This window comes from Nocardia coubleae NBRC 108252 (assembly GCF_001612805.1).
GTDB classification, from domain to species: domain Bacteria; phylum Actinomycetota; class Actinomycetes; order Mycobacteriales; family Mycobacteriaceae; genus Nocardia; species Nocardia coubleae.
On record NZ_BDBD01000026.1, the window covers coordinates 183,147 to 206,457 of the forward strand.

The following is a 23,311-nucleotide window of genomic DNA, read 5'->3' on the forward strand; positions in this document are numbered from 1 at the left end:
ACTCGTATACAGCCAGAACGGCTTGACGGTGGCGTCGGCGGCGAGAGCGTACGACCGCATACTTCGGTTGCGAAAGTTGGAAGCCGATATAAGCGCACATATTTCGACTGCTCAGGAGATCAGCGATCCGCTCAAAGACCCCAGTCTTCCCGCGATTCCTGGACTGACAGGAAATTACCCTGAGATCTCCCCAGGTACAGGTACACCACTGGACCTCCTGGACGAACCGGTACCGTCCGGAGCGGCCACACCGCAACCGGTGCCTTCAACGCCCGCCAACATTCCGCCCAGTCCAGGCGCGGTGCCCACACCACAGGAGCCCGCGGGCTCCTCACCATCAACGTCACCTGTTCCGCCAACCGCACCTGCTGCGCTGATTTCGCCTGTTTCCGACCCCTTCGGAATGCCTGACACTACCGGAAGAGTGGAGGGCGATACCTGGACAGTGCCCATGGAGGGTGGCGGCACCAGGACTTATACCATCCCCATAGGTAATGGCAACCAATCAGTTGATGTCGTCGAAGATCGGGGGGATGGCACCAAAAGTTCGGCTAGAATCGTCGCAAACGGACAAGGCGGATATCAGAAATGGGGCCGAAACGAATTCGGCGGCGAATATTACGTCAACAAACCATCCGCTGAAGCAAACGCTTATGGGCAGAATTTTCTCCCTGGTAGCGACACGTCGGCAGCTCCTCATTCGGAGTTCGGTGCGACGGCCGACTGGAAGCACGTTGGAACACCAAGCTACGACGCTGAGGGCAACCGGGTGGGAACGGACTACGCCTCGCTGAACGAAAAGGGAACTTACGACAATACTCACGTCGACAACTACGGCAACAAGACATTCAGCATAACCACGTCGAAATCCGGTGGCGGAGTAGAGAGCACCTTCTCCGGCCAGATAGATAATAGTGGTCGAGGTTGGAAGTATGACAATCAGAAGCGGTTGTGGAACTATAACATCGATGACAACAACAAACCGGTCGTAAGCCACCATGAAGAGAAGACCAGCAAGCGCACTTTCTTGATGCCAGACGGCCCTAATACGAAAATCGAAACTATCGACGGGTCCGGCCATCTGGTGGCGCGCTTGACCCTCGACCCGAAGGGCATGTTGCTGACGGGTTGGGCGGCGGGCGATGGCAATCCGGTGACGGTGACAACAATGTCCAAGGGCATGGCCGCACAGCTCTCCTCTGTGGACGCCACCCGAGCCTATAGCGCTGCGATAGCGAAGACAGGCGGCACCTCTAGTACGGAATTCATGACTGACCCGTCCCGGGTGGCCACCGAAAAGCTGACGAGAATGATAAGTCAGTTGCCGGGCGGTGATGAGACGCGTATCGCACTAGTAAAAGACCGCGACGGCAACGTCGTGTCAGTCAGTTCTATCGGAGTGGACGGTGTGCAGCACACCGTCCAAGCTACTGACATTCCCGATCCGACCGGACCCGACCTGGGTTGGCTCGACAAGCTCAGCGTCGGCGGCACACTCCGTGTTTTCAAGGATATCGGTGTGGGATTTTTTGCCATGACTGATCTCGGGTCCGTTATCAATAGTGTAGGCGGGATGTTCGGTAAGGAACCGAATCTACCGACAAGCGACAACATCGGACAAGCCGTTGCCGATCAGGTGAAGGCGGCGAAGCGGGAGTACGACAACGATAACTATCTTGGCACCCTCAATCATGCCGGTCAGGTGGTCGGTCTTCCGGACTGGCGCGACCCGAACTCTGTTTTGGCTATCGGAGCCACCTGGTTCGGTGCGCGTGCACTAGGACGTTCTGCTGCCGGCTCCGGCGAGACACCGCGCAATGGTGCCGTGGAGGTACCCGAGATCCTCAAGGGTAGGGCGCCCGCAGATCTACCCGACGGACTGACTTTGGTCGACATGCCAGATGTCGTCGCTCACCTTCCTACGCGGGGCATCCGACTTCCGAACCCTGGTGGCGAGGGTACACCTTGGGGCGCGCCGCTCGAAGGCGAATACGTCCGACTCGGAGAATCGCCCGAATTTCCCACTCTCTCTGCCAAGGAGCTTAAGAACTCTAAGAAGGCTGATGAGCTTCTCAGGACTTACCGAATAGATGGTAGGCAAGTTTTCGGGAATACAGCTTTGAACGACCCTGCGCGCATTCGCGCCTTTAGTGTCCTCGCAAATACTAGCTTCCCCAGTAAGGCGGCAGCCCTCATTCCAGTCACTATGAGATTCGCGCTGGACCATGCGGGTTCTTCGAATCCCCGAAGCTTCGCAAATCACTATGAGTACGTGAAAGCAATGTTCGATGAGCACAGCAAGACAGTAGACTACTCGCGTAAGAGGCCCGGTGAGTCCAATCCTGCGTACGCCGCCAGAGTATTCGATTTTAATTCGGTCTCGCTTGCTCTCGTAAATGATGTTAGATGGGTAGAATCCAGTGGGTGGCAAGCTAGATCAGTTGACCCGGGTCTCGAACGCGCGCCCTTGATAGCGGCGGTACAGTCACTCGATCGTCTCGGCTTCGGAGATTCGGTCGGAGCGGCATATCATGCGATTAAGCACCAACGTGAACTACCCGCCCCGGAAAGCTCAGGGCTATCCACGCTCGCAGGGTATCATGCGAGCGCCGCAGAGACGGTGAAGAACGGCTACAGTGTAAAGGAAAGGCGTGACCCGGGCGGGGTAAAAACCATTGTGTTCCATCGCACGGTCGTCTGGGAAGGTGGTGCGAAGACGTTGGAGGCTATTGTGAAGGTCATGCCGGACGGAAAAGTAGTGATCGCAAGCTATGGTGATCCAAAAGTCGTCGTACCGAAGGCGGTAGAGAAGTGAGCCGAGACGCGCCGCTCCCAGATAGTACGAGTGCAGTCGTTTCCGATTTGGAGTCCGCTCTCGAGATGGATCGAAGTGGCTCGAAGGATCATGATTCTCGGGTCGATTATTTCGAGAAGGCCATGGACGGCCTCGTGCAGTGGGAGTGCATTATTCGGAGCCGTGGATGCGAGTTGTCCGATTCGGTAGCCGACTGGAGGAGCAACATTTCCTCTCTTGTGAATTCGAACAGTCGAACAATGGCGTACTATCTGATGAACTGCCATTATCGGGCGACGTCGGTGGTGATTGATGGGTGGCGTGATGTGAGCGTCCGTAGGTCCGCGATACAATTCCTACTCGATAATTATCCGCAAACGCGTGATTCTATGGATGAGGGTGACATCGAATTGGTCGCCGAGATCGATGATGTGCTGCGCGATCACGCGGACGAGGTTGCGCCGCTCCCGAAGAGTGCTATTCCGATCGGTATCCCTGAGTCGCATTGGTGGTGGTGGGCTCCGTCGGCGAGCGCTGCCTACGCAGAGCATGTGCGGCAGATATTGGAATAGTGCAGGCGGCGAGCTGAGACCCAACCCGATTCGGGTTGGGTTTTTTTATGCCCAAAATCAAGGAAAGGTGGTGGAGGATGGGTGTTTGGGACCCGCATGCGGAATCGCGGCGGATGGATGAGATGTTTCGGGTCGAGCAGGAAGATGCTCGGGATCAAGAGGTTCTGGTCCGGTACTGGGACAAGGACATGCAGGAGGTGGGGGAGGAGCGGAGCTACCTGTCGTTGCAGGTGAGTTTTCCGCGGAACGCCGCCGGCGGGTTGAAGATGATCTGTCCGCGCGACATGGTGCACTTCGACCACCTGTTCGGCAATCATGCCGACACCACTTTGCCGATCACCGTGAACACCAGGGGTTTTCGGTGGGACGGGTACATCACCAAGGCCTCGGTGGTCCGGGATGAGAACGGTGTCGAGACGGTGGACATCGAGGCGATTCATGCCTGGAACCATGTCTCGACCATCTGCTGCTGGGCGAGTCCGTTCGCGCCGGTGCTGGCCCAGTTCCCCCGCCACCACATCCTGTTCGGCCCGGTGCGAACCCTGGTCACAACGTACCTGATGATGAATCTGATGCGGCTGCAGGGAAATACGACTTTTCCTATCGCGGTCGTACCTGTCGATCCCCGCACCGACACCAGTCGGTGGAGCGCGGCCTCGGCGCGATTCGACATGGCCGACAAGCTGTTCCAGCCGATGCTCGAGGATTCGGGTGTCATGCTTACTGCCCGATTCTTCCTGCCGGGCGAGGACGAACAGCCGGCACCAGAGTGGTTCTTCCTCGACAAACCGACTGTTGTCCTCGAGACCGTCGACAAGTCGGGCGTGACCGGCCCGACCGGCTCGTTGCTCGACGGCATCATCTCGTGGTTCGAGGAATTCGCCGACGACGGCACCACGCCGATGCGGTACCCGAAGTTCGACTCGACCACGGAGTACGAGGCGGTCTACGGGACGCCGGGCAAGTTCGGCACCATGCGGAATCTGCCGTGGGTGTGGTACTTCGAAGGTGAATACTCCGGAATCGGTGCGTCTGAAGTTGCGCTGCACAAGCCCACTGCCACCGACATCATCGTCGGTGGCCGTTCGCCCGGCTGGGTCAACGCGGGCATCGAGATGGCGATCAAGGCGCTGCTGTCGCTGATCGGCATGGACTGGCTGTATCGCGGCCAGCTCGATGATGTGTTCCTGGCGTGGATGGTCTACCGCGACATGGAGCGGGTGAGCAAGGCCGGTCCGTATGCCTTCCGCGAGGTGTACATCACCGGCAGCGACAAGGCCTTCACGCTCGACGGCTTCGTCGCCGCGCGACAGGGTCTGCATCTGTCCAGGGGCTACACCAGCCACAAGGTGACGATTCAGGACAACGCGCCCTACTTGATCGGACGCGATTTCGGACTCGGTGACCAGATCGGTTTTGCCATGGGCCAGAAGATCTTCACCGACTTCGTCACCGAACTCACCTTCACCGACGACCGGGAAACAGCCGCTACGTGGCAGATCACCGTGGGTGACGGCTCCGACGAAGAGGACTCGGTCGTAAAGGCCTGGCAGCGCCTCGGTCGAGTCGCGTCCGCCATCAAGGATCTGTCCACCGACGTCGGTGCCGACCTGGACCTGCTCATCATCTGACATCCCTCACCCAGAGGAGGAAACAACTATGGCGGACATCAGTTTTCCCGCCCATATCACCGCCGAACGATCTCCCGATATCGACGGGCTCCCGATCCTCGAAGCTCAGGTCCAGGTCCCCGACGATGTCTACGGCCTGCCACTACCTGCGGGACCGGCCGGTCCGGAGGGTCCGCGTGGTAAGCCACGCAGCACCTTTCGAAAGATGGGGACCATCGCAGATGCCGCCGCGCGTCCGACCGGACTGGGTCCGGAAGACCGCGGAAAGTGGTGGCATCGACTGGACGACAACGGTATGGATGTGTGGACCGAAGCGGGCTGGCGGCATTCGGTGGATGCGGTCGGTCCAACCGGTATGCCCGCTCCGGCGAACACCATTTCCGTGGTCGAAACCCTCCACCGCGAGGAACTGATTGTTCCCGCGGTCGAGTTCATCGGAACCGGTGCCGACCAGGAGCTGCGAGTTACCGCCGCCGCGGGATTTCCAGGTGAGGTAGGTCCTCCCGGAGAATCCGGGCCGATTACCGGTTCCCCGGACTACGAGACGACAAGCGGGCCGAGCCACGGCGGGGTGTTCGCTTATGACCGGGCCAGTCGTCGCTTCCGCTCCGCATCCGCACCGCTGGGTACCGGTCCGTGGGGCTGGTATCAAGACGACTTTCTGGCCGAAACGGTCGAGGCGACCAGCCGGATCGACGTAGCGAGCTTCGTCATTCCGGCGCAGCCCTTCGCCTGGCGGCCACGGGTCTATGGCCAGGCCTATGTCTACTCGGTCAACAACGGCTCTCAGACAGCGGAATTCACCGTGCGACTGAGTAACTCGCAGGGCGCGTTGGTCGCATGCACGGCGGCGGGTAGCGGTGGCTGGATGTATCTGCCCGCGGCTCCCTGTTATCGAGATGGAACGACCACCCGCTCGCTGTCGCCGTCGTCGGACTACGCCACTGTGCCGGCCGGGCAGCCGGCCACCCTCGTCGCGGCGGTGGAGCGTATCGGAACCGGCACCGGCAACATCGGATTTTCACCGGGTCGCTGTTCGCTCGTCGTCTACGCAGAACCCACAGAGTGAGTGGAAATGACAACTGTAGGAGAATATTTCGGTTCCGCTGTGATCCGCGGAATCGACGAAGGTATCGGGCAGCCCGGTGTCGTCCAAGCGATGCAGGGCAGCCCCCGCGGTGGCGCGCTGGAGTTGATGACAGGCGTGCCAGGCCCGAGCGGGCCGGCTGGTGAAGCGGCTCGATCGTTCCGCTGGGAAGGCGATATCGCTGATCAGGCCGCGCTGACCGCGCTGGCCACCAAGCTCGGGACTGCTCAGGCAGGCAAGGCTTGGCGGGTGTTGTCCACCGGTGCTCTCGCGTATTGGAACGGCACCGGTTTCGACACCTTCGCCGATGCTTTCGGGGCTCTCGGGCCTGATGGAGAACCTTGCTCGGTTTCCATCGGCTCTGTCACCACCGGCCCGGCGAACTCCGGCCTGGAGGTGACGGTCGCGGGTACGCCGCCGAATCTGATCCTTCACCTTGTGGTGCCGAGAGGCATGCAAGGAAAGAAGGGGCCGCAGGGTGGTCCCGGCCCGGTTCGTCAAGCACCGGACTACCTGGATGGCGAGCATCCGGACGGTGCGGTCCCAGTGTGGGATGCGGTTCTCGAGAAGTGGAAACCTGCGTCTTACCCAGGGTTGCGTGGTCCGTGGTCGATCGTCAACGACCGCGCCTGGGACGGCGGCGCGGGCTTCGCGCCATCGCAGAGCGGGATCACGGCGGCTACGAAAACTGTCGCTCAGCTGAATATTCCCGCCCAGGACACCGCTTGGCGCCCGATGATCAGCGGTGGCGTTCTGGTTCGATCGGTCGAGAACAGCGACCAGTTCACGACCAGGATCGACGTGGAGGTGCGGATCGGCTCGGCCACAGGGCAGCGCGTGGCAGTCGGTTCAGGCCACGTGACAGGCGCCACGACCCGTGCACGGCTGCAGCCCTTCTTCGGGGTGCGAAGTATGACCCCCGACAATCCGATCGGCGTTGTGCCCGCTGGGCAGGGCGTCACCCTGTACGTGGTGCTGAGCCGCAATGCCGGCACCGCCAATTACGACTACACCATGGCCGGCTCGCAGATCGTGTGCATGGCCCGACCCGTGGGGGCAGTGTGAGCAACGGCGACAATACCTACGTCTACGACGAAGACGTCATGATCACCATGCGCGGCGTCGCGGATTCGGTCGGACTGCCCTACACCGTGAATCCGGTCGAATTGGTGGACCGCGAGGTTCTGATCGAGCTGCGTGAAGGTCCCGCTGGTCCCGCCGGACCCGAGGGCGAGGCAGCGTGGCCGTGGCATTGGCAGGGCGATGTAGCCGACAGCGCAGCACTCGAGGCGATGGGCCTCGGCACCGAAGATGCGCGCAAGGCTTGGCGAGTGATCGCGGAGAACGCGGTCTACTACTGGACCGGAATGGAATTCATCGCGTTCGACGATGCGTTCCGGGCCAGGGGCCGCCGCGGTCGCCCGAATGCCCTGTCCGGCAGAGCTGTTGCCGGAGCGGAAGGCTCGGCCGCCGCAGCGCAGATCATCGGCTCGGCTCCCGATCAGCAGCTCGAGATCACCTTCCCGCGTGGTGCCAGGGGTGCACAGGGTGATCCGGGTGCGGCCGGACGTATTCAGGACGCTGCCGACGTACTGATCGACGACGACCGGCCGCTCAACCAGAATCACGTGCTCGCATGGGATGCGGGTGTGCAGAAGTTTCGCCCGGCTCCGACTCCGGCTCCGCAGGGTCCCTGGGTGATCGGGGAGAAACAGTTCTTCAGCGGGAAGAATCTGAAGGAGCAGAAGAAGGTTCTGGCAACGATCACCGTGCCCGCCCAGCCGATGGCGTGGCGGCCGCAGGTGGAAGGTGCTGTCGTATTGCAATCCGCTTCCCCGAACCGTTGTGACGTGACCGTTCGTATCGGTTCCTGGGAAGGCGACGTCGTGGGTATGGGATGGGGACACTGGGTCACCCGCCTTGCCTACGTGCCGGTGTCACCGGGTTTCGACTACCCGATGCACCCTGGCGCCACTTTCGGAATCGTCCCTGCGAATCAGACGGTCACCCTCTACGTCGTTGTCGAACGTGTCGCCGGCGACGGCAGCTACACCGTCTACAGCAACTACTCCCACCTGCAGGTCCGCGCCGTGCCGATCGCCGCGTGACCCACTTCTCTCGAAAGGCATTGATCCATGGCTGATCTGCCCCCACTCGAATACGGAAAAGTTGTCGGGCGATTCCTCGCCAACGTCATCGACGGGCCCGACCTGGGCGACCTCCCCGAATTTCCACCCCTGACCGGAACGATCACCTTTACCGCCGACGCCCCCAAGGTGCTCGTCGCCGGTGCGCAGGCCGGTCCCGCGACCTATGTTCAGCTGCCCAAGCACTACGAATGCCAGCTCGACGAATTCGGCTATCTCACCTGGCGCGGCAAGCGCGGGGTGCGGCTCGTCGCGCCCGGCTCGGCGACCAATCCTTCGGACTGGACGTGGCGCGTCTCGTTCGACCTCGCCTACGACGGTGAGCGAATTTCGCTGGAACCCTTCAGCTTCCACGTGCCGAAGTATGTTTCCGGGGCGGACCCGGAGAACCCGGACGTCGGCTCCACCGGTCTGGTGGACCTCACACTCGTCTCGCCGGTTCCTGCCTCGGCCGGCAACGCCGTGATCATGGGTCCCCGCGGCGCGGGAATCCAGATCGACGGCCAGGTGAACACCTATGCCGAGCTGCCGACAACTGTCGCCGACGGTAGCCAGTTCGTTGTCAAAGCCGACGGTTTGCTCTACATCTACGACGAGGTGAGCGGTTGGACGCCGAACGGCCAGGGTGTCACGGTTCGTGGTCCTGCGGGCACGACGCAGTGGTCCGGGATCACGGGCAAGCCCGCCACGTTCCCGCCCACCATCGGTGACACCGCGACCACCGCCGTCGCCGGTGACGACCCGCGTCTGCACAACGCACGCACGCCGACCGCGCACACGCACCACGTCACCGACATCACCGGTCTGACCCCGATCTGTGATGCGTTCCTCGGCGCGAACACCGAGGAAGAAGCGCGTGCCGTCATCGCCGCCGTCGGGACTACCGATCCTCGCCTTTCGAATGCTCGCCCCCCGACGGCGGCCGGTCAGGCTTATGACATCGCCTTCAAATCCCACACCGGCGTCCGTGCCGCAGGTGCGGGCACCACCGTGCCTGAAGGGGTGCGAATCGAGCGGCCGATCACCGTCTCCAAGATCACCTACCGCGGTGAAACGGCGGGTACCGGCAACCTGGTTGTCGAGCTTCGCAAGAACGGGACGACGGTGACCGGCACCGCCGCGACGATCACCGCAGCGAATCACGCACTGGACACGACGGTTTCGGGTGCCTGGAACTTCGTCGCAGGTGACCGGCTGACGGTCTTCGTGACGACAGCGGACAGCCCGGCCGGCCGCGGTCTGCAAGCGAGCCTTCAGGGTGTGACGATCTGATGCCTGTACTGCAGATCGGTGGCCCGGTGATGACCTGGGAAGCGACCCCTGTTCAGCAGGAAGTTCCCGAGGGCGGGACACCGGAATGGGCATTGCCCGAGGCGGGGTACCCCGGGGCTGCGCGTGATGTCGAGGGAGATCCTGAGCCCCAGCCGGAGCCGGAGCCGGAGCCAGGGCCTCAGCCTGAGCCTCAGCCGGAGCCCGCGCCTGAGGGAGGTTCTGATTCGGGGACGACACCCGAGCCTGAGGCGGTGCATCCGGAACCGCCTGCGGCCCCGGCGAACGAGGAGAACAGCTGATGCCGCACATGTTCGTCGGCGGTGACGTGTTCGCCCCCGTCGCGATGACCAAGAACGGCAGTTCCGCGATGGGGTCGTACAACCAGTGGACGACGGTGCCCGCATGGACTGCCGACACCGTCGGTTATCCGTCCTCGGTCGTCTCCGGCAACGCGCTGCAGGTGCAGAGCGCGACTGCTTCCGCCCAGTTGTCGGCCGCCGTCGTCGTGGCAGGCGCGGGTACGACCGCGTCATTCCAAGCGCGGTTGTTGGTCAACGGCACTGTGGTGGCGACCGGTGCCGCAGTCTCCGGCACCGGTGGCACCCTGCTGGTCAGCGCATCGGTGGCGCTACAGGTTGGAGACTTGGTCACCGTGGAAACTCTCCACACCGTCCAGCTCACCTCGTGGCAGGCGACGATCAGTGGCGGGACAAGCACTTTCGTGCGGGTCACCTGAACTGCTCTCGCACAGCGCTCGAACGGAGTGTGCCCGCGTATAGCCCGAGAGCGGAGCCGAATTCGGCTTCATGTGGCGTGCATCGGCTGAGAATCCACGCTCGACAGAACAGAAGAGGCCCAACCCCTTGTGGGTTGGGCCTCTTCTGCGTTGGGCGACCGTCTGTTGGCGGCTTCAATCCGGCCTCGAGCAGGAGTGATGGGCCGACTTGCCCACTGTCACAGAAGCTTTCAAGTAGAGGTTTAGTTTTCGAATGGTAGGGTACCGCCGGGGCGGAGTCCGTTAGGTGGCCGTGTGTGCACCGCCCTGTGTGCGCGGCGTCAGGGCAGGTTAGAGGGTTATGCGTCCGGCGGATGCGGGTTCCATGAGCGGGTTTGTCGGCGGCGAGGCGGGAGCGGGGCGGCGGCAGCGGCCTGCGCGAGCTCGGCGGGCAGGAGCCTTCACATTGCCGCGGCTCATGTCGGCGGCAGTCGAGCAGAACCCGGATGGGGTGGCGCTTGTTTTCGCCGATGGCACGGGCACGCTCGGATCGCTGAGCTACCGCGAGCTCGATCAGCGTTCCACCCGGATCGCCAGGTACCTGATAGATCTCGGTGTCGGCCCCGAGAGCCTGGTCGCGATGGGAATCACCCGATCGATCGAATCGGTTCTCGCGGTGTGGGCGATCGCCAAGACCGGTGCCGGGTTCGTCCCGATCGATCCGAGGTACCCGGCTGATCGCATCACGCACATGGTCTCGGATTCCGGTGTGGCGCTGGGTATTACGGTCACTCGCGAGCACGGGAAGTTGCCCGGCGGTGTGGAGTGGCTCGACCTGGGAGCGCTGGAGGATGCGGCGGAGGTCAGGGGCTACTCCGTTGAGCCCATCATCAATGCGGACCGAGTGCTACCACTGCGGGCAGAACATATCGCCTACGTCATCTACACCTCCGGGTCGACAGGTGTGCCCAAAGGCGTGGTGGTGAGCCAAGCCGGACTCGAGCCGTTCTGCGAGGAGCAACGGCGACAGTTCGACGTAGATGCCGACGCGCGCACGCTGCATTTCGCGTCGCCGTCGTTCGATGCCTCCGTCCTCGAGCTACTGCTCGCGCTGGGGTCCGGGGCGACCATGGTGATCGTGGCGCCGGATGTGCTCGGTGGCGACGAGCTGGCCGCTGTGCTGCGTCGGGAACGGGTCACGCACGGCTTCATCACTCCTGCCGCACTGGCCTCCATTGATCCCGAGGGGCTCGACAGTCTGCGACTTCTCGCCGCCGGCGGCGAAGCCTGCCCGCCGGAGCTGGTCCATCGCTGGGCCCAGGGCGGACGGCGGTTCCTCAATGTCTACGGTCCGACCGAAACAACCATTCTCACCAACATCAGCGCCCCGCTGGTCGTCGGTGGGCCGATTGCGATCGGCGCACCGATGGCCGGGGTCGCCGAATACGTCCTGGACGACCGAATGTCGGCGATGCCCGACCGGTCACTCGGTGAGCTGTACATCGCAGGCGAACAGGTCGCGCGCGGCTACCATGGCCGACCGGGACTGACAGCGACGCGATTCGTCGCGAACCCCTTCGGCGGCAACGGCTCTCGGATGTACCGCACCGGTGACCTGGTGCGCATGACCGCCGGTGGCGAGGTCGGGTACGCCGGCCGTAACGATCACCAGGTGAAGGTCCGCGGCTTCCGCATCGAACTCGGGGAGATCGACGCGGTGCTCGCCGCCGCCGATGCCGTCGATTTCGCTGTCACCGTCGGTCACACGCTCGACAACGGCGCGACGATTCTCGCGGCCTACGTGCATCCCGCCCCGGGTGCGCAGATCGATCTCACCGCGCTGACTGCGGCGGCCGAGCGCAGTCTTCCCGCGCATATGGTTCCGACCTCGATCACCGTTCTCGACGAGATTCCGCTGACCCCGGTAGGTAAGTTGGATCGCCGTGCCTTGCCGGCACCGCAGCTGCGTAAGCGCGAATACCGCGCTCCTGCGGGACGCTTCGAGGAACTCGTCGCCGAGGTGTTCACCGAACTGCTCGAACCGGCGGCCCTTGTCGGCGCCGACGACAACTTCTTCGACCTCGGCGGCAACTCCCTGATCGCCACGCGCGTCGTCGCGCGCCTAGGCGCGGCGATCGGCGCCCGGGCGCCTGCCTCCTTGGTGTTCACAGCCGCCACCGTGGCCGAATTGGCCGGAGGGCTGGAGCCGCTGGCCGATCAGGACGTCCGCACCGCACTGATCGCGCAGCCTCGCCCGGACCGCATTCCGCTGTCGCTGGCACAGCAGCGCATGTGGTTCCTGAGTCAGTTCGACGCCACCTCGGCCGCGAACAACATCGCCTTCGCACTCCGGCTGACCGGCCCGCTCGACGTGCCGGTGTTGCGTGCGGCGTTCGGTGACCTGGCCGAACGGCACGAGACACTGCGCACGGTGTACCCGGCGGTGGACGGTACCGGCTACCAGGTGGTTCTCCCGATCGAGCAGGCCCGGCCTGCGCTGCCGGTGCGGTCCCTGCGCGAGAGCGAAGTCCCCGGGTGGCTGACCGGACTCGTCTCCGTCGGGTTCGATGTCGCCGCCGAAGTGCCGTTGCGCATCGAACTCGCCGAGCTCGGGCCCGAGAGCCATGTCGTCGCCGTCGTCGTCCATCACATCGCGGCCGACGGCACATCGATCGGGCCGTTCGTCCGTGATCTGCTGACCGCGTTCGTGGCACGCCGCGAGGGAAATGCGCCTCGGTTCGCGCCGTTGCCGGTGCAGTACGCCGACTACGCGTTATGGCAGCGGTCGGTGCTCGGGAACGAACAGGACCCGACGTCGATCGCCTTCGCCCAGTTGGAGTTCTGGCGTGCGGCCCTGGGGGGCGCGCCGAGCCTGCTCGAGCTCCCCTCGGATCGGCCGCGTCCCGCCGTCGCTTCCGGTCGGGGAGCGCAATTCGCGTTCGATATCAGCCCGGAAGTCAACGCCCGCATCGAGGAACTCGCACAGTCGAGCAACGCCTCGCCCTTCATGGTGGTCCACAGTGTGTTCGCCGCGTTGCTGGCGCGGTTGAGCGGAACCGACGACATCGTGATCGGTACGCCGGTCGCCGGTCGCGGCGAACGCGAACTCGATGACCTGGTCGGGATGTTCGTCAACACCCTTGCGCTTCGCACGACGGTGAACTCGGCAGCGACGTTCATCGACCTGTTGGAAACAGTGAGAGCGGCTGACCTGGCGGCCTTCTCACACAGTGAAATGCCCTTCGAGCGGCTGGTCGAAGTTCTCGACCCGGTGCGGACCCAGGCCCATCACCCGTTGTTCCAGGTCGCGCTGTTCTTCAACAACTTCGAGACGCCACAGGTCGAATTGCCTGGGCTGAACGTCGACGCTGTGGAACTCGATGGGGCGACAGCCAAGTTCGATCTGCAGCTGTCCGTCGTGCCGATGGGCAGCGGCGGAGCGACCGCCACCTTCACCTACGCGACAGATCTCTTCGACGAGGGAACCGTGGCCTCGATGGCCGAGCGGTTCGTCCGTCTGCTCGACGCCGTGTCGGCGGCGCCCACCACCGAGATCGGTGCCGTGGACCTGCTGGGTGAGGACGAGCGCCGGGAAATCCTGCACGAATGGAACGACACCCGCCACCAGGTGGCGCCGGAGTTGTTGCTGGACGGCTATCGCCGTGCCGTGGCCGAATTCCCTGACCGCGTGGCGGTGCACTTCGAGGGTCAGGAGCTGACCTACCGGGAGTTCGATGCTCGGGTCAATCAGCTGGCGCGGTTGCTGATCGACCACGGTGTCGGCGCGGAGTCGCTGGTCGGTCTGGCAGTGCGACGCTCGCTGGAACTAGTGGTCGGGATGTACGCCATCGTCACGGCGGGTGGCGCGTATGTGCCGCTCGATCCGGACCATCCGGCCGAACGGATCGGCCACATCCTCGACACCGCGCGCCCGCGGTGCGTAGTGACGACCACGGCCGATGCGATTGTGGCCCCCGCCGGGACCGATCTCGTTCACCTGGACATCGCCGACATGGGCAGGTACCCACATACGCCGCTGGATGCGGGGGAACTACTCCGGCCGGTGCGTCCGGAGAACCCCGCGTACGTCATTTTCACCTCCGGCTCCACCGGAAGGCCCAAGGGCGTCGCGGTTTCGCACGCGGCGATCAACAACCAGACGGAGTGGATGCTCTCGGAGTACCCACTCAGCCCGCACGATGTGTATTTCCAGAAGACCGCCACCACCTTCGACGTGTCGCTCTGGGGATACTTCATGCCGCTGCGGCGCGGCGCGCAACTGGTCGTAGCCACCCACGACGGACACCGTGACCCGGCCTATGTCGCCGAAAGCATTGCGCGACACGGTGTTACTGTCACCGACTTCGTGCCCTCCATGCTCACGGTGTTCGCCGCCCATACTTCCGCGGAACTGCTCGGAAGTCTTCGCGAGGTCTTCGTCATCGGTGAGGCGCTGCCGCCGGAAACTGTTGCAGCCTTCGCGCTCGTATCGAGCGCACGGGTACACAATCTCTACGGGCCAACCGAAGCGGCTGTATCCGTAACGTATTGGCAGGCAGAAGAAGACGACCGCCTCTCCGTGCCCATCGGCTTGCCGCAATGGAATGTCGGTGTGTACGTGCTGGATTCACGACTCCAGCCGGTTCCCCCCGGTGTGCCGGGTGAGTTGTATCTCGCCGGAGACCAGCTCGCACGCGGCTATGTGCGCCGCCCTGACCTGACGGCGGATCGATTCGTCGCCGACCCCTTCGGGGCCGGTTCCCGGATGTATCGGACTGGCGATCTGGTGTTGTGGCGCCGCGGCGTCGGTGACCGTCCCGCACATCTGGACTACCTGGGCCGCACCGACTTCCAGGTGAAGTTCCGTGGCCAGCGAATCGAACTCGGCGAGATCGAAACCGCCTTGCTCGCGCAGCCGTCGGTGAGTCAGGCCGTGGCGGTGGTCGTCGGTTCCGAACTGGGTGACCAGCTGGTTGCCTACGCCGTGCCGTCCCCGGGCAGCACCATCGAACCCGATGCCGTCCGTCTCGCTCTTGCCGAGACGCTTCCGGCTTATATGACCCCGTCGGTCGTCGTGCCGCTGGCAGCGTTCCCGCTGAACACGAGTGGAAAGCTCGACCGTAGAGCACTGCCGGAACCTGTCTTCACCGCCGGGGAGTTCCGCGCGCCCACGTCGCCCATCGAGCAGATCGTGGCCGGCATCTTCGGTGAGGTGCTCGGTATCGAACGGATCGGCGCGGATGACGACTTCTTCGCACTCGGCGGCAATTCGCTGATCGCCACTCGTCTGGTCGCCCGGCTCGGTACCGCGCTGGGCGAGCGTGTGTCGGTGCGGATGCTGTTCGAGGCGCCGACGGTGAGCGCACTGGCTCATGCTGTCGAGTCGCTGTCACGCGGGGGAGACGGGATCGAGCTGGGTGCGATCGCCAGGCCGGACCGGTTGCCGCTGTCACTCGCCCAGCAGCGGATGTGGTTCCTCAACCGGTTCGAGGACCTCGGCGACGGTGCGGTGAGTGCTGGTGCGGCGGCGTATAACCTGCCGTTCGCGCTGCGGTTGACAGGTGCACTCGATGTGTCGGCGCTGAGTACCGCCTTCGATGATGTGGTTGCTCGCCACGAGGTGTTGCGGACTGTGTATCCCGACACCGCCGACGGTCCGATCCAGGTCGTGCTGCCGCTCGTACGGGTCGGGTTGGCTCCGATCCGTGTGGACGGCGCCGACATCGCTGCTGTAGTACACGAACTCGCGATGACACCCTTTGATGTCACCCGCGATGTCCCGATCCGGGTTCGGCTGCTCGAAGTGGCCGGTACGCAGCCGCAAGAGCACGTTCTCGCGGTTGTCGCGCACCATATCGCCGCCGACGGTTCGTCCATGGGGCCCCTGGTTCGCGACATCATGACGGCATATGCCGCCCGAGCGACCGGCGGCGAGCCGGGGTGGTCGCCCCTACGAGTGCAGTATGCGGACTACGCGCTGTGGCAGCGTGCGGTTCTCGGTGATGAAGCGGATCCGCAATCGCTCGCCGCCCGCCAGGTCGAGTACTGGCGCGGCGAGTTGGCGGGACTGCCGGATCTCATCGAGCTTCCCACCGATCGGCCGCGTCCGGCGGTCGCCTCCTTGGCGGGCGCGCGGGTGAACGTCGACATCGGGGCCGATATCCACGCCGGGCTGCTGCGGCTGGCCCGGGAACACAACGCCACGATGTTCATGGTTGTGCACACCGCGTTCGCGGTTCTGCTCGCCAGATTGTCCGGGTCGAACGACATCGCCGTCGGCACGCCGGTCGCCGGCCGCGGCGAGCGTGAACTCGACGACCTGATCGGCATGTTCGTCAACACCGTCGTGTTCCGCACCCGCGTCGACGGCGGCGAGCCGTTCGCGGATCTACTGGCCCGGCAGCGGGAAACGGATCTTGCGGCGTTCTCCCACGCCGACATTCCCTTCGAGCGATTGGTCGAGGTCCTCAGTCCACCGCGTACGACAGCACATCACCCGCTGTTCCAGGTCGGACTCTCCTTCCAGAACATGGCGCGTAACGCGCTCGAGCTGCCCGGCCTCAGCGTGGCGGGCGTCGCGTCCGACATCGACGTGTCGCAGTTCGATCTGCATCTCATCGTGTCCGACGCCTACGACGAGGACGGCGCTCCGACGGGGATCGGTGGGTTCATCACCTACGCCACCGATCTGTTCGACGAAAGCACGGTCACCGGATTCATCGCCCGATTCGAGCGGTTCCTCGCCGCAGTGGCGAAGGACGCTACGACTCCGGTGGGTGACATCGGGTTGCTCGCCGCAGCGGAACACGAACACATCGTCGAGGTGCGCAACGCGACCGCCCACCCCGTGCAGGCGACGACCCTGCCCGCGCTGCTGTCGGCCGCGGCAGTCGCGAACCCCACTGCGGTGGCCGTCGTCGGTCAGGGCCGCACACTGACCTACGGTGAGCTCGCCGATCAAGTCGACCGATGGGCTCGCTATCTGATCGGAATGGGGGTCGGCCCTGAGCAGCGGGTCGGCCTTGCCATGCGCCGATCGGTAGACCTGGTTGTGGCGATGTACGCGGTGTCGATGGCAGGCGGTGTGTACGTTCCTGTCGATCCGGACCAGCCCACGGAACGAACCGAGTACATCCTGTCCGCAGCCGCTCCGATCTGCGTCGTCGCCGAGTCCGGTTTCGACACAACCATCGCGCCGACCGTCCGCTTGTCCGAGTTGGCGTCGGCCGCCGCCTCGCCCGCACCGCTGATCGACGCGGATCGCCTGGCCCCGCTGCGTCCGGACAATGCCGCCTACGTGATCTTCACCTCCGGCTCGACCGGTCGCCCGAAGGGTGTGACGGTTACCCATACCGCCATCACGAACCAATTGATCTGGAAGACAGCGCAATTCGGCATCGCAGCCGACGACGCGGTGTTGCTGAAAACCGCATCGACCTTCGACCTGTCCGTCTGGGAATTCTGGTCGGCGGCCGTAGTGGGAGCGCGCCTTGTCGTCGCTGATCCGGACGGACATCGGGATCCTGCCTACCTCGGCGAGTTGATGGCCGGCGAACGGGTCACCACGCTGCACGCGGTGCCATCGATGGTGGACGCGCTGCTCGCGTCGCCACGCGCCCTGCCGGGGCTCGTCGGCCTGCGTCGCGTGTTGGCGATCGGAGAGGCGCTACCTGCCGCACTCGCGCAGCGGCTGCGTGAAAGGCTGCCCGACGTAGGGCTGTACAACCTGTACGGACCCACAGAAGCGGCTGTTTCCATCACCGCGCACACGGTGACCGAGGACGACATCGACACCGTGCCGATCGGCACACCCGAATGGAACAGCGGTGTCTATGTGCTGGACTCGCGTCTGCACCTCGTTCCCGACGGTGTGGCGGGCGAGCTGTATCTCACCGGCGCCCAGCTCGCGCGCGGTTACCTCGGCCGCCCGGATCTCACCGCCGACAGGTTCGTGGCCGATCCCTATGGTCCGGCGGGCTCGCGCATGTATCGCACCGGTGACCTGGCGGCGTGGACCGACACCGGCGTACTCGAATACCTCGGGCGCACCGACTTCCAGGTGAAGATCCGCGGCTTCCGTATCGAGCTGGGTGAGATCGAGGCGGCGCTGCTCGCGATTCCGGGAATCACCGGCGCCGCCGTGGTAGCCAAGAGTGATCCGCGCGTAGGCGATCGGCTGGTGGCGTACTTGACCGGCTCGAATATCACTGTGCCGGAGATCAAAGCGCAGCTCGGCGCGAGTCTGCCGTCCTACATGGTTCCCGCCGCGTTCGTCGAGTTGGACACACTTCCGCGTAACGCCAACGGCAAGCTCGATCGGAAAGCGCTGCCGGAACCGGTTTTCGAAGCCGCCTCACATCAGATGCCCTCGACGCCGATCGAGGAAATCGTGGCGAGTGTGTTCGCCGAAGTTCTCGGCGTTCACCGGGTCGGAGCTCGCGACGACTTCTTCGACCTCGGTGGAAACTCGCTGATGGCCACCCAGGTGGCGGCTCGGCTCGGCACTGCCTTCGACACCAGAGTGCCCGTCCGCATGCTGTTCGAGGCCAGTACCGTCTCCGGGCTTGCTACCAGACTCGAACATCGGCCGATGACGACGGCGCGCGCCGCGCTGAAACCTTATCCCCGGTCGTCTTCGATTCCGTTGTCGCTCGCCCAGCAGCGAATGTGGTTCATGAACCAGTTCGACACTGCGTCGGCGGCGTACAACATCCCGGTCGCCGTACGACTGTCCGGCGAGCTCGATATCGATGCGCTGCAGCGTGCGGTGGCTGATCTGGTCGCCCGCCACGAGATCCTGCGCACCGTCTACCCTCGGGTCGACGAAGGCCCTGTCCAGCTGATTCTCGCTGCGGACCAGGCTGTTCCGGACCTGGCGCCGCAATCGGTAGCCGGCGATGATCTCCTGGAACGCGTCACGGAATTCTTCTCCGGTGGATTCGATGTGACGGCCGAACTACCACTGCGGGCACGCTTGTTCCGTGTCTTCGACGCCGAAACTCCTGAATACGTCGTGTGTTTCGTTGCCCACCACATCAGTGCTGACGGCTGGTCGATGGGCCCACTCACCCGCGATGTCATGACCGCTTACGCCGCCCGCGTCGCCGGCGCCGAGCCGGGCTGGGCAGCGTTGGACGTGCAATACGCCGACTTCAGTTTGTGGCAGCGCGAGGTGCTCGGTGACGAACACGATCCGGACAGTGTTCTCACGACTCAGACGGGCTTCTGGCAGCAGGCGTTGGCGGGCTTGCCCGACGAGCTCAATCTGCCGAGCGACCGCCCGCGACCGCCCGTGCAATCCGGTGCCGGTGGACAGGTGCGGTTCCGCATCGACGCCGAAACAACGGACGCCGCAAGAGGACTCGCCCGGGCGCACAATGTCACGTTGTTCATGGTCATGCAGGCAACCTTGACCGTCCTGTTGGCGCGGTTGTCGGGTACCGACGACATCGCGGTCGGCACCCCGGTTGCCGGGCGCGGTGAGGCAGAGCTCGACGACGCCATCGGGATGTTCGTGAACACGCTGGTGCTGCGCACCCGGGTCGATATGGGCGACAGTTTCACCGACCTGCTCACGCAGACCAGGGACGTGGATCTTCAGGCATTCGCCCATGCTGACCTTCCGTTCGAGCGGCTGGTCGAGGCGCTGAACCCGCAACGATCGACGGCCCGGCACCCCCTGTTCCAGGTCATGTTGTCGTTCCGCAATCTGCCGGAGGCGTCCTTCGAGCTGCCGGGACTGCGGGTCGAGCCGGTCGAGTTCGACGTGGTGACAGAACAGTTCGACTTGTCGGTGACGATCAGTGAAACCGGTGATGCCGGGATGTTCGTCGAATTCTCCTATTCGCGCGACCTTTTCGACGAGCCGACGGTCAGCGGATTCGCCGACCGATTCGCGCGGCTCCTCACCGACGCGGTTGCCCGGCCGCAGGCACCGGTCGGCGATCTCGTCCTGCTCGACGAGGCCGAACTTCGGCTCCTCACTCGACCAGCCGTCGGCGTCGCAGCCGGGAACCTGCTGCCTGATCTACTGGCCCGTAGTGCCCGCCTCGGCGCTGACCGGATCGCGCTGCGCTATCGGGGGCGGTCCATCAACTATGACGAGCTGGCGGCGTCGTCGGCGCGTCTGGCGCGTGTTCTGATCGATCGTGGGGCAGGGCCAGGGGCACTGGTGGCCGTTGCGCTACCGAGATCGGCATGGAGCATTCTGGCTGTCTGGGCGGTCACCCAGACCGGCGCGGCTTTCGTCCCGGTCGATCCCGCCTACCCTGTCGACCGCGTGCGCTACATGCTCGACGATGCCGGCGTCACCCTCGGCATCACCACGTCGGACTTCGTGGAGGTACTTCCAGGTGACGTTCCGTGGCTGGTACTCGATGACGTGGACATCGAACAGCAGTGCGCAAGCAAATCCACACAGATGGTCACCGACACCGCACGGACCAGGCGCCTGCTGCCCCAGGATCTGGCGTATCTGATCTATACGTCGGGATCGACGGGCGCACCCAAGGGGGTAGCGGTAACCCACACGGGTATCGCCGCGCTGGCAGACCACAACGTGGCGTTGTTCGGCATCGGCCCGCACGACCGCATGCTGCACATCTGCTCACCGAGTTTCGACCAATCGATCGAAGAGTGGTTGACCGCCTTCCACGGCGGAGCGACTCTGGTGATCGCGCCGCGTGAAACGATCGGCGGCGCGGAACTGTACGACCTGCTCCGCGACGAGGCGATCACCCACACCATCATCACCCCCGCGCAGCTCGGCACCGTGGACCCGGCCGGACTAGAGCACCTCGCGGTGGTGTCGACCGGTGGCGAGGCCGCCTCCGCCGAACTGGTTGCCAAATGGCAGCCGGGGCGGCGGTACCTCAACGGGTACGGGCCGACCGAAGTCACGATCTCCACCAATTACGCGACACTGACAGCGGGCAGCCCGGTTGTCATCGGCGCGCCGATACCGGGAGTGTCGGCCCACGTGCTCGACGGGCGGCTCAACCCGGTACCGGACGGGGTAGCGGGCGAGCTGTACCTCGCCGGCGCGGCGCTGGCTCGCGGCTATCACGATCGGCCGGCGCTTAGTGCACAGAGATTCGTCGCTGCACCATGGGGAGTCCCGGGCACCCGGATGTATCGAACCGGAGATGTCGTGCGCTGGCGCTGTGACGGAGCGACCAGAGAACTCGAATACGTGGGCCGGTCGGACTTCCAGGTGAAGATCCGCGGCTTCCGTATCGAACTCGGCGAGATCGACGCAGTGCTGGCAGGCCACGACGACATCGACTTCGCTGTCACGGTCGGACATTCCGGGAACGGTGGAAACACCCTCCTCGTTTCGTATGTACTGCCCGCTCCCGGTCGGTTGCCCGATGTCGACCACCTGCTGAACTCCCTGGCCGACAGGCTGCCGTCGTACATGGTGCCGTCCTCGATCACCATCCTGGACGAGGTTCCGATCACCCCGGTCGGGAAGCTCGATCGGGCTGCGCTGCCGGCACCGGTGCTGCGGTCTCGGATCAGCCGCGCGGTCTCGACACCGACCGAGACAGTCGTGGCGAACGTCTTCGAGGAAACACTCGGGGTGAGCGAGATCGGCGCGGACGACGACTTCTTCGCACTCGGCGGGAATTCGCTCCTGGCTACTCAAGTGGTGAGTCTGCTACGCGACAAGACACAGGTACCGCTGACAGTCGCCGACTTCTTCGGCGAGGCCACCGTGAGCGGCATCGCTCGACGCATCGAATCACTTCCTGCCGAGGGTGATTCACCGGCCGATACCCTGCGTGTCATCTTGCCGATCAAGAGCACGGGAAGCCGTGTGCCGTTGTTCTGTATTCATCCGCTGGCGGGCCTGGCCTGGTGCTATGCGGGCCTCGCCCGTGAATTGCCGCAGGATCAGCCCGTTTACGGTGTGCAATCACCCGCTCTCACCGAAGCTGGGTTCCTTCCCGCGACCTTCTCCGAGCTGGCACAGCGATACGTCGACGAATTGCGCACCGTGCGGCCGACGGGGCCCTATCGGCTTCTCGGGTGGTCACTCGGTGGCAAGCTGGCCCACGCGATGGCGGCGATCCTGCAATCCGAAGGGGAGTCGGTGGAGCTCCTGGCGATCCTCGACGGCTATCCGAGCGCGGATGAAGACGAACTGTCGGCCTCGGTCCGCGCCGCATTCGTCAGCCTCGGTATCCCTGAGGACGCACTTCCCACATCTGACGAGCCCTTCGAGCTCTCCGAGCAGGCTCTGCTGACACTGCACGCCGCGCTATCCACTGAAGTCGACGGCCTGTCCATCGAGCTGGTGAACCGGATGTTCTCGACGGCCATGCGGACCGCCGCGCTGGAAGTCGACTACACGCCGGGAACCTTCCGAGGGACGATGCAGTTCTTCCACGCAGCGGCAGACCACCGGAATCAGGCAGCCGGACGGACCGCGGAGGCATGGAAGCCGTACATCGATGGGCGAATCGAAAACACCAGTCTCCCGGTCGGACACGACGACATCCTTACCGGGAAGGTGCTGGCCGCGATCGGTGATGTCCTGACTCGATGACCCCTTGTGTGGCTGCGTAACCACTGGTCCTCGCTGTCGATGGACCCCTCGAAGCGAGGTGGGCCCGTCAGCGGGGGTCGGTGGCTACCGCGGTGAGGCGGCACGTGTTCTGTGCCGTCTCCCTGTCGCGTGCCCATGTCGTTGTAACGCGTAAGTAGTTGTCCGCCAATCGATCCCAACACCACATTCGTTACTCCGCAATGATGTGATAACGATCATGGCCTATTCTTCTGTTCGCTGGGTATTAGCAGAGGTTCGGCGCATGTTCGTGTGGGCGGCCGGTGATCGGTGCGCGGGGTGCCGGATCGAAACGGGTCGTTGCTTGTCGACTGGTCAGCGGTTATTCGGATGCGATCTGGTGATTCGGCACCGTCGGGGGTGACTGATCGATGCATCGATATGAAAAGCCCGCAGAAGAGCGGTGGCGGTGGTTACCAACCGGCGAACGGGCGCGGCTTATCTCCAGTTACTTCCGGTTCAGCCATGTCGTGGCGTCGTGTTAGAAACAGTGCACCGGCAGCGTGGCCGGGAGATTACTTATCC

General features: G+C 64.1%; 9 protein-coding genes. All 9 read left to right on the forward strand.

Annotated elements, in window-relative coordinates:
- Nucleotides 1–424: 424 nt before the first annotated feature.
- The 9 genes from NCO8_RS31670 (at nt 425) to NCO8_RS27165 (ending at nt 22,768) form a co-directional block, all read left to right on the forward strand.
- A complete protein-coding gene (locus NCO8_RS31670; protein ID WP_157105135.1) occupies nt 425–2,815 on the forward strand; it encodes a hypothetical protein in 2,391 nt (796 codons plus the stop codon).
- A 239-nt stretch (nt 2,816–3,054) separates the two neighbouring features.
- On the forward strand, nt 3,055–3,366 hold the full coding sequence (locus NCO8_RS31675) for a hypothetical protein (RefSeq protein WP_157105136.1): 312 nt from the start codon (nt 3,055–3,057) through the stop codon (nt 3,364–3,366).
- 113 nt (nt 3,367–3,479) lie between these two features.
- The gene (locus NCO8_RS27135; RefSeq protein ID WP_084457512.1) at nt 3,480–4,997 is read left to right on the forward strand and encodes a Gp37-like protein; all 1,518 of its coding nucleotides are present in this window, start codon (nt 3,480–3,482) and stop codon (nt 4,995–4,997) included.
- Nucleotides 4,969–6,066 (forward strand): hypothetical protein, encoded by a 1,098-nt coding sequence (locus NCO8_RS27140; RefSeq protein ID WP_157105137.1) that lies wholly within the window; start codon nt 4,969–4,971, stop codon nt 6,064–6,066. Before NCO8_RS27135 ends, NCO8_RS27140 begins: the two co-directional genes overlap by 29 nt.
- Entirely contained in the window at nt 6,067–7,149 is a 1,083-nt protein-coding gene (locus NCO8_RS27145; protein WP_167353342.1) for a hypothetical protein, read from the forward strand. It abuts the gene before it with no gap.
- Nucleotides 7,146–8,192 (forward strand): hypothetical protein, encoded by a 1,047-nt coding sequence (locus tag NCO8_RS27150; protein WP_067643649.1) that lies wholly within the window; start codon nt 7,146–7,148, stop codon nt 8,190–8,192. Before NCO8_RS27145 ends, NCO8_RS27150 begins: the two co-directional genes overlap by 4 nt.
- Nucleotides 8,193–8,219: 27 nt before the next feature.
- A complete protein-coding gene (locus NCO8_RS27155; protein WP_067643652.1) occupies nt 8,220–9,503 on the forward strand; it encodes a hypothetical protein in 1,284 nt (427 codons plus the stop codon).
- 298 nt (nt 9,504–9,801) lie between these two features.
- Nucleotides 9,802–10,239 carry a hypothetical protein gene (locus NCO8_RS27160; protein ID WP_067643654.1) on the forward strand — a complete coding sequence of 146 codons (438 nt, stop codon included), beginning with the start codon at nt 9,802–9,804 and terminating at the stop codon, nt 10,237–10,239.
- Nucleotides 10,240–10,696: 457 nt separating this feature from the next.
- Nucleotides 10,697–22,768: a non-ribosomal peptide synthetase gene (locus NCO8_RS27165; protein WP_067643656.1), complete on the forward strand. Its 12,072-nt coding sequence runs from the start codon at nt 10,697–10,699 to the stop codon at nt 22,766–22,768.
- Nucleotides 22,769–23,311 lie beyond the last annotated feature (543 nt).

Coding starts and splice junctions, on each gene's coding strand:
- NCO8_RS27135 (WP_084457512.1), top strand. CDS start 3,480: ATGGATGAGATGTTTCGGGTCGAGCAGGAAGATGCTCGGGATCAAGAG.
- NCO8_RS27160 (WP_067643654.1), top strand. CDS start 9,802: ATGCCGCACATGTTCGTCGGCGGTGACGTGTTCGCCCCCGTCGCGATG.
- NCO8_RS27165 (WP_067643656.1), top strand. CDS start 10,697: ATGTCGGCGGCAGTCGAGCAGAACCCGGATGGGGTGGCGCTTGTTTTC.
- NCO8_RS31675 (WP_157105136.1), top strand. CDS start 3,055: ATGGCGTACTATCTGATGAACTGCCATTATCGGGCGACGTCGGTGGTG.
- NCO8_RS27155 (WP_067643652.1), top strand. CDS start 8,220: ATGGCTGATCTGCCCCCACTCGAATACGGAAAAGTTGTCGGGCGATTC.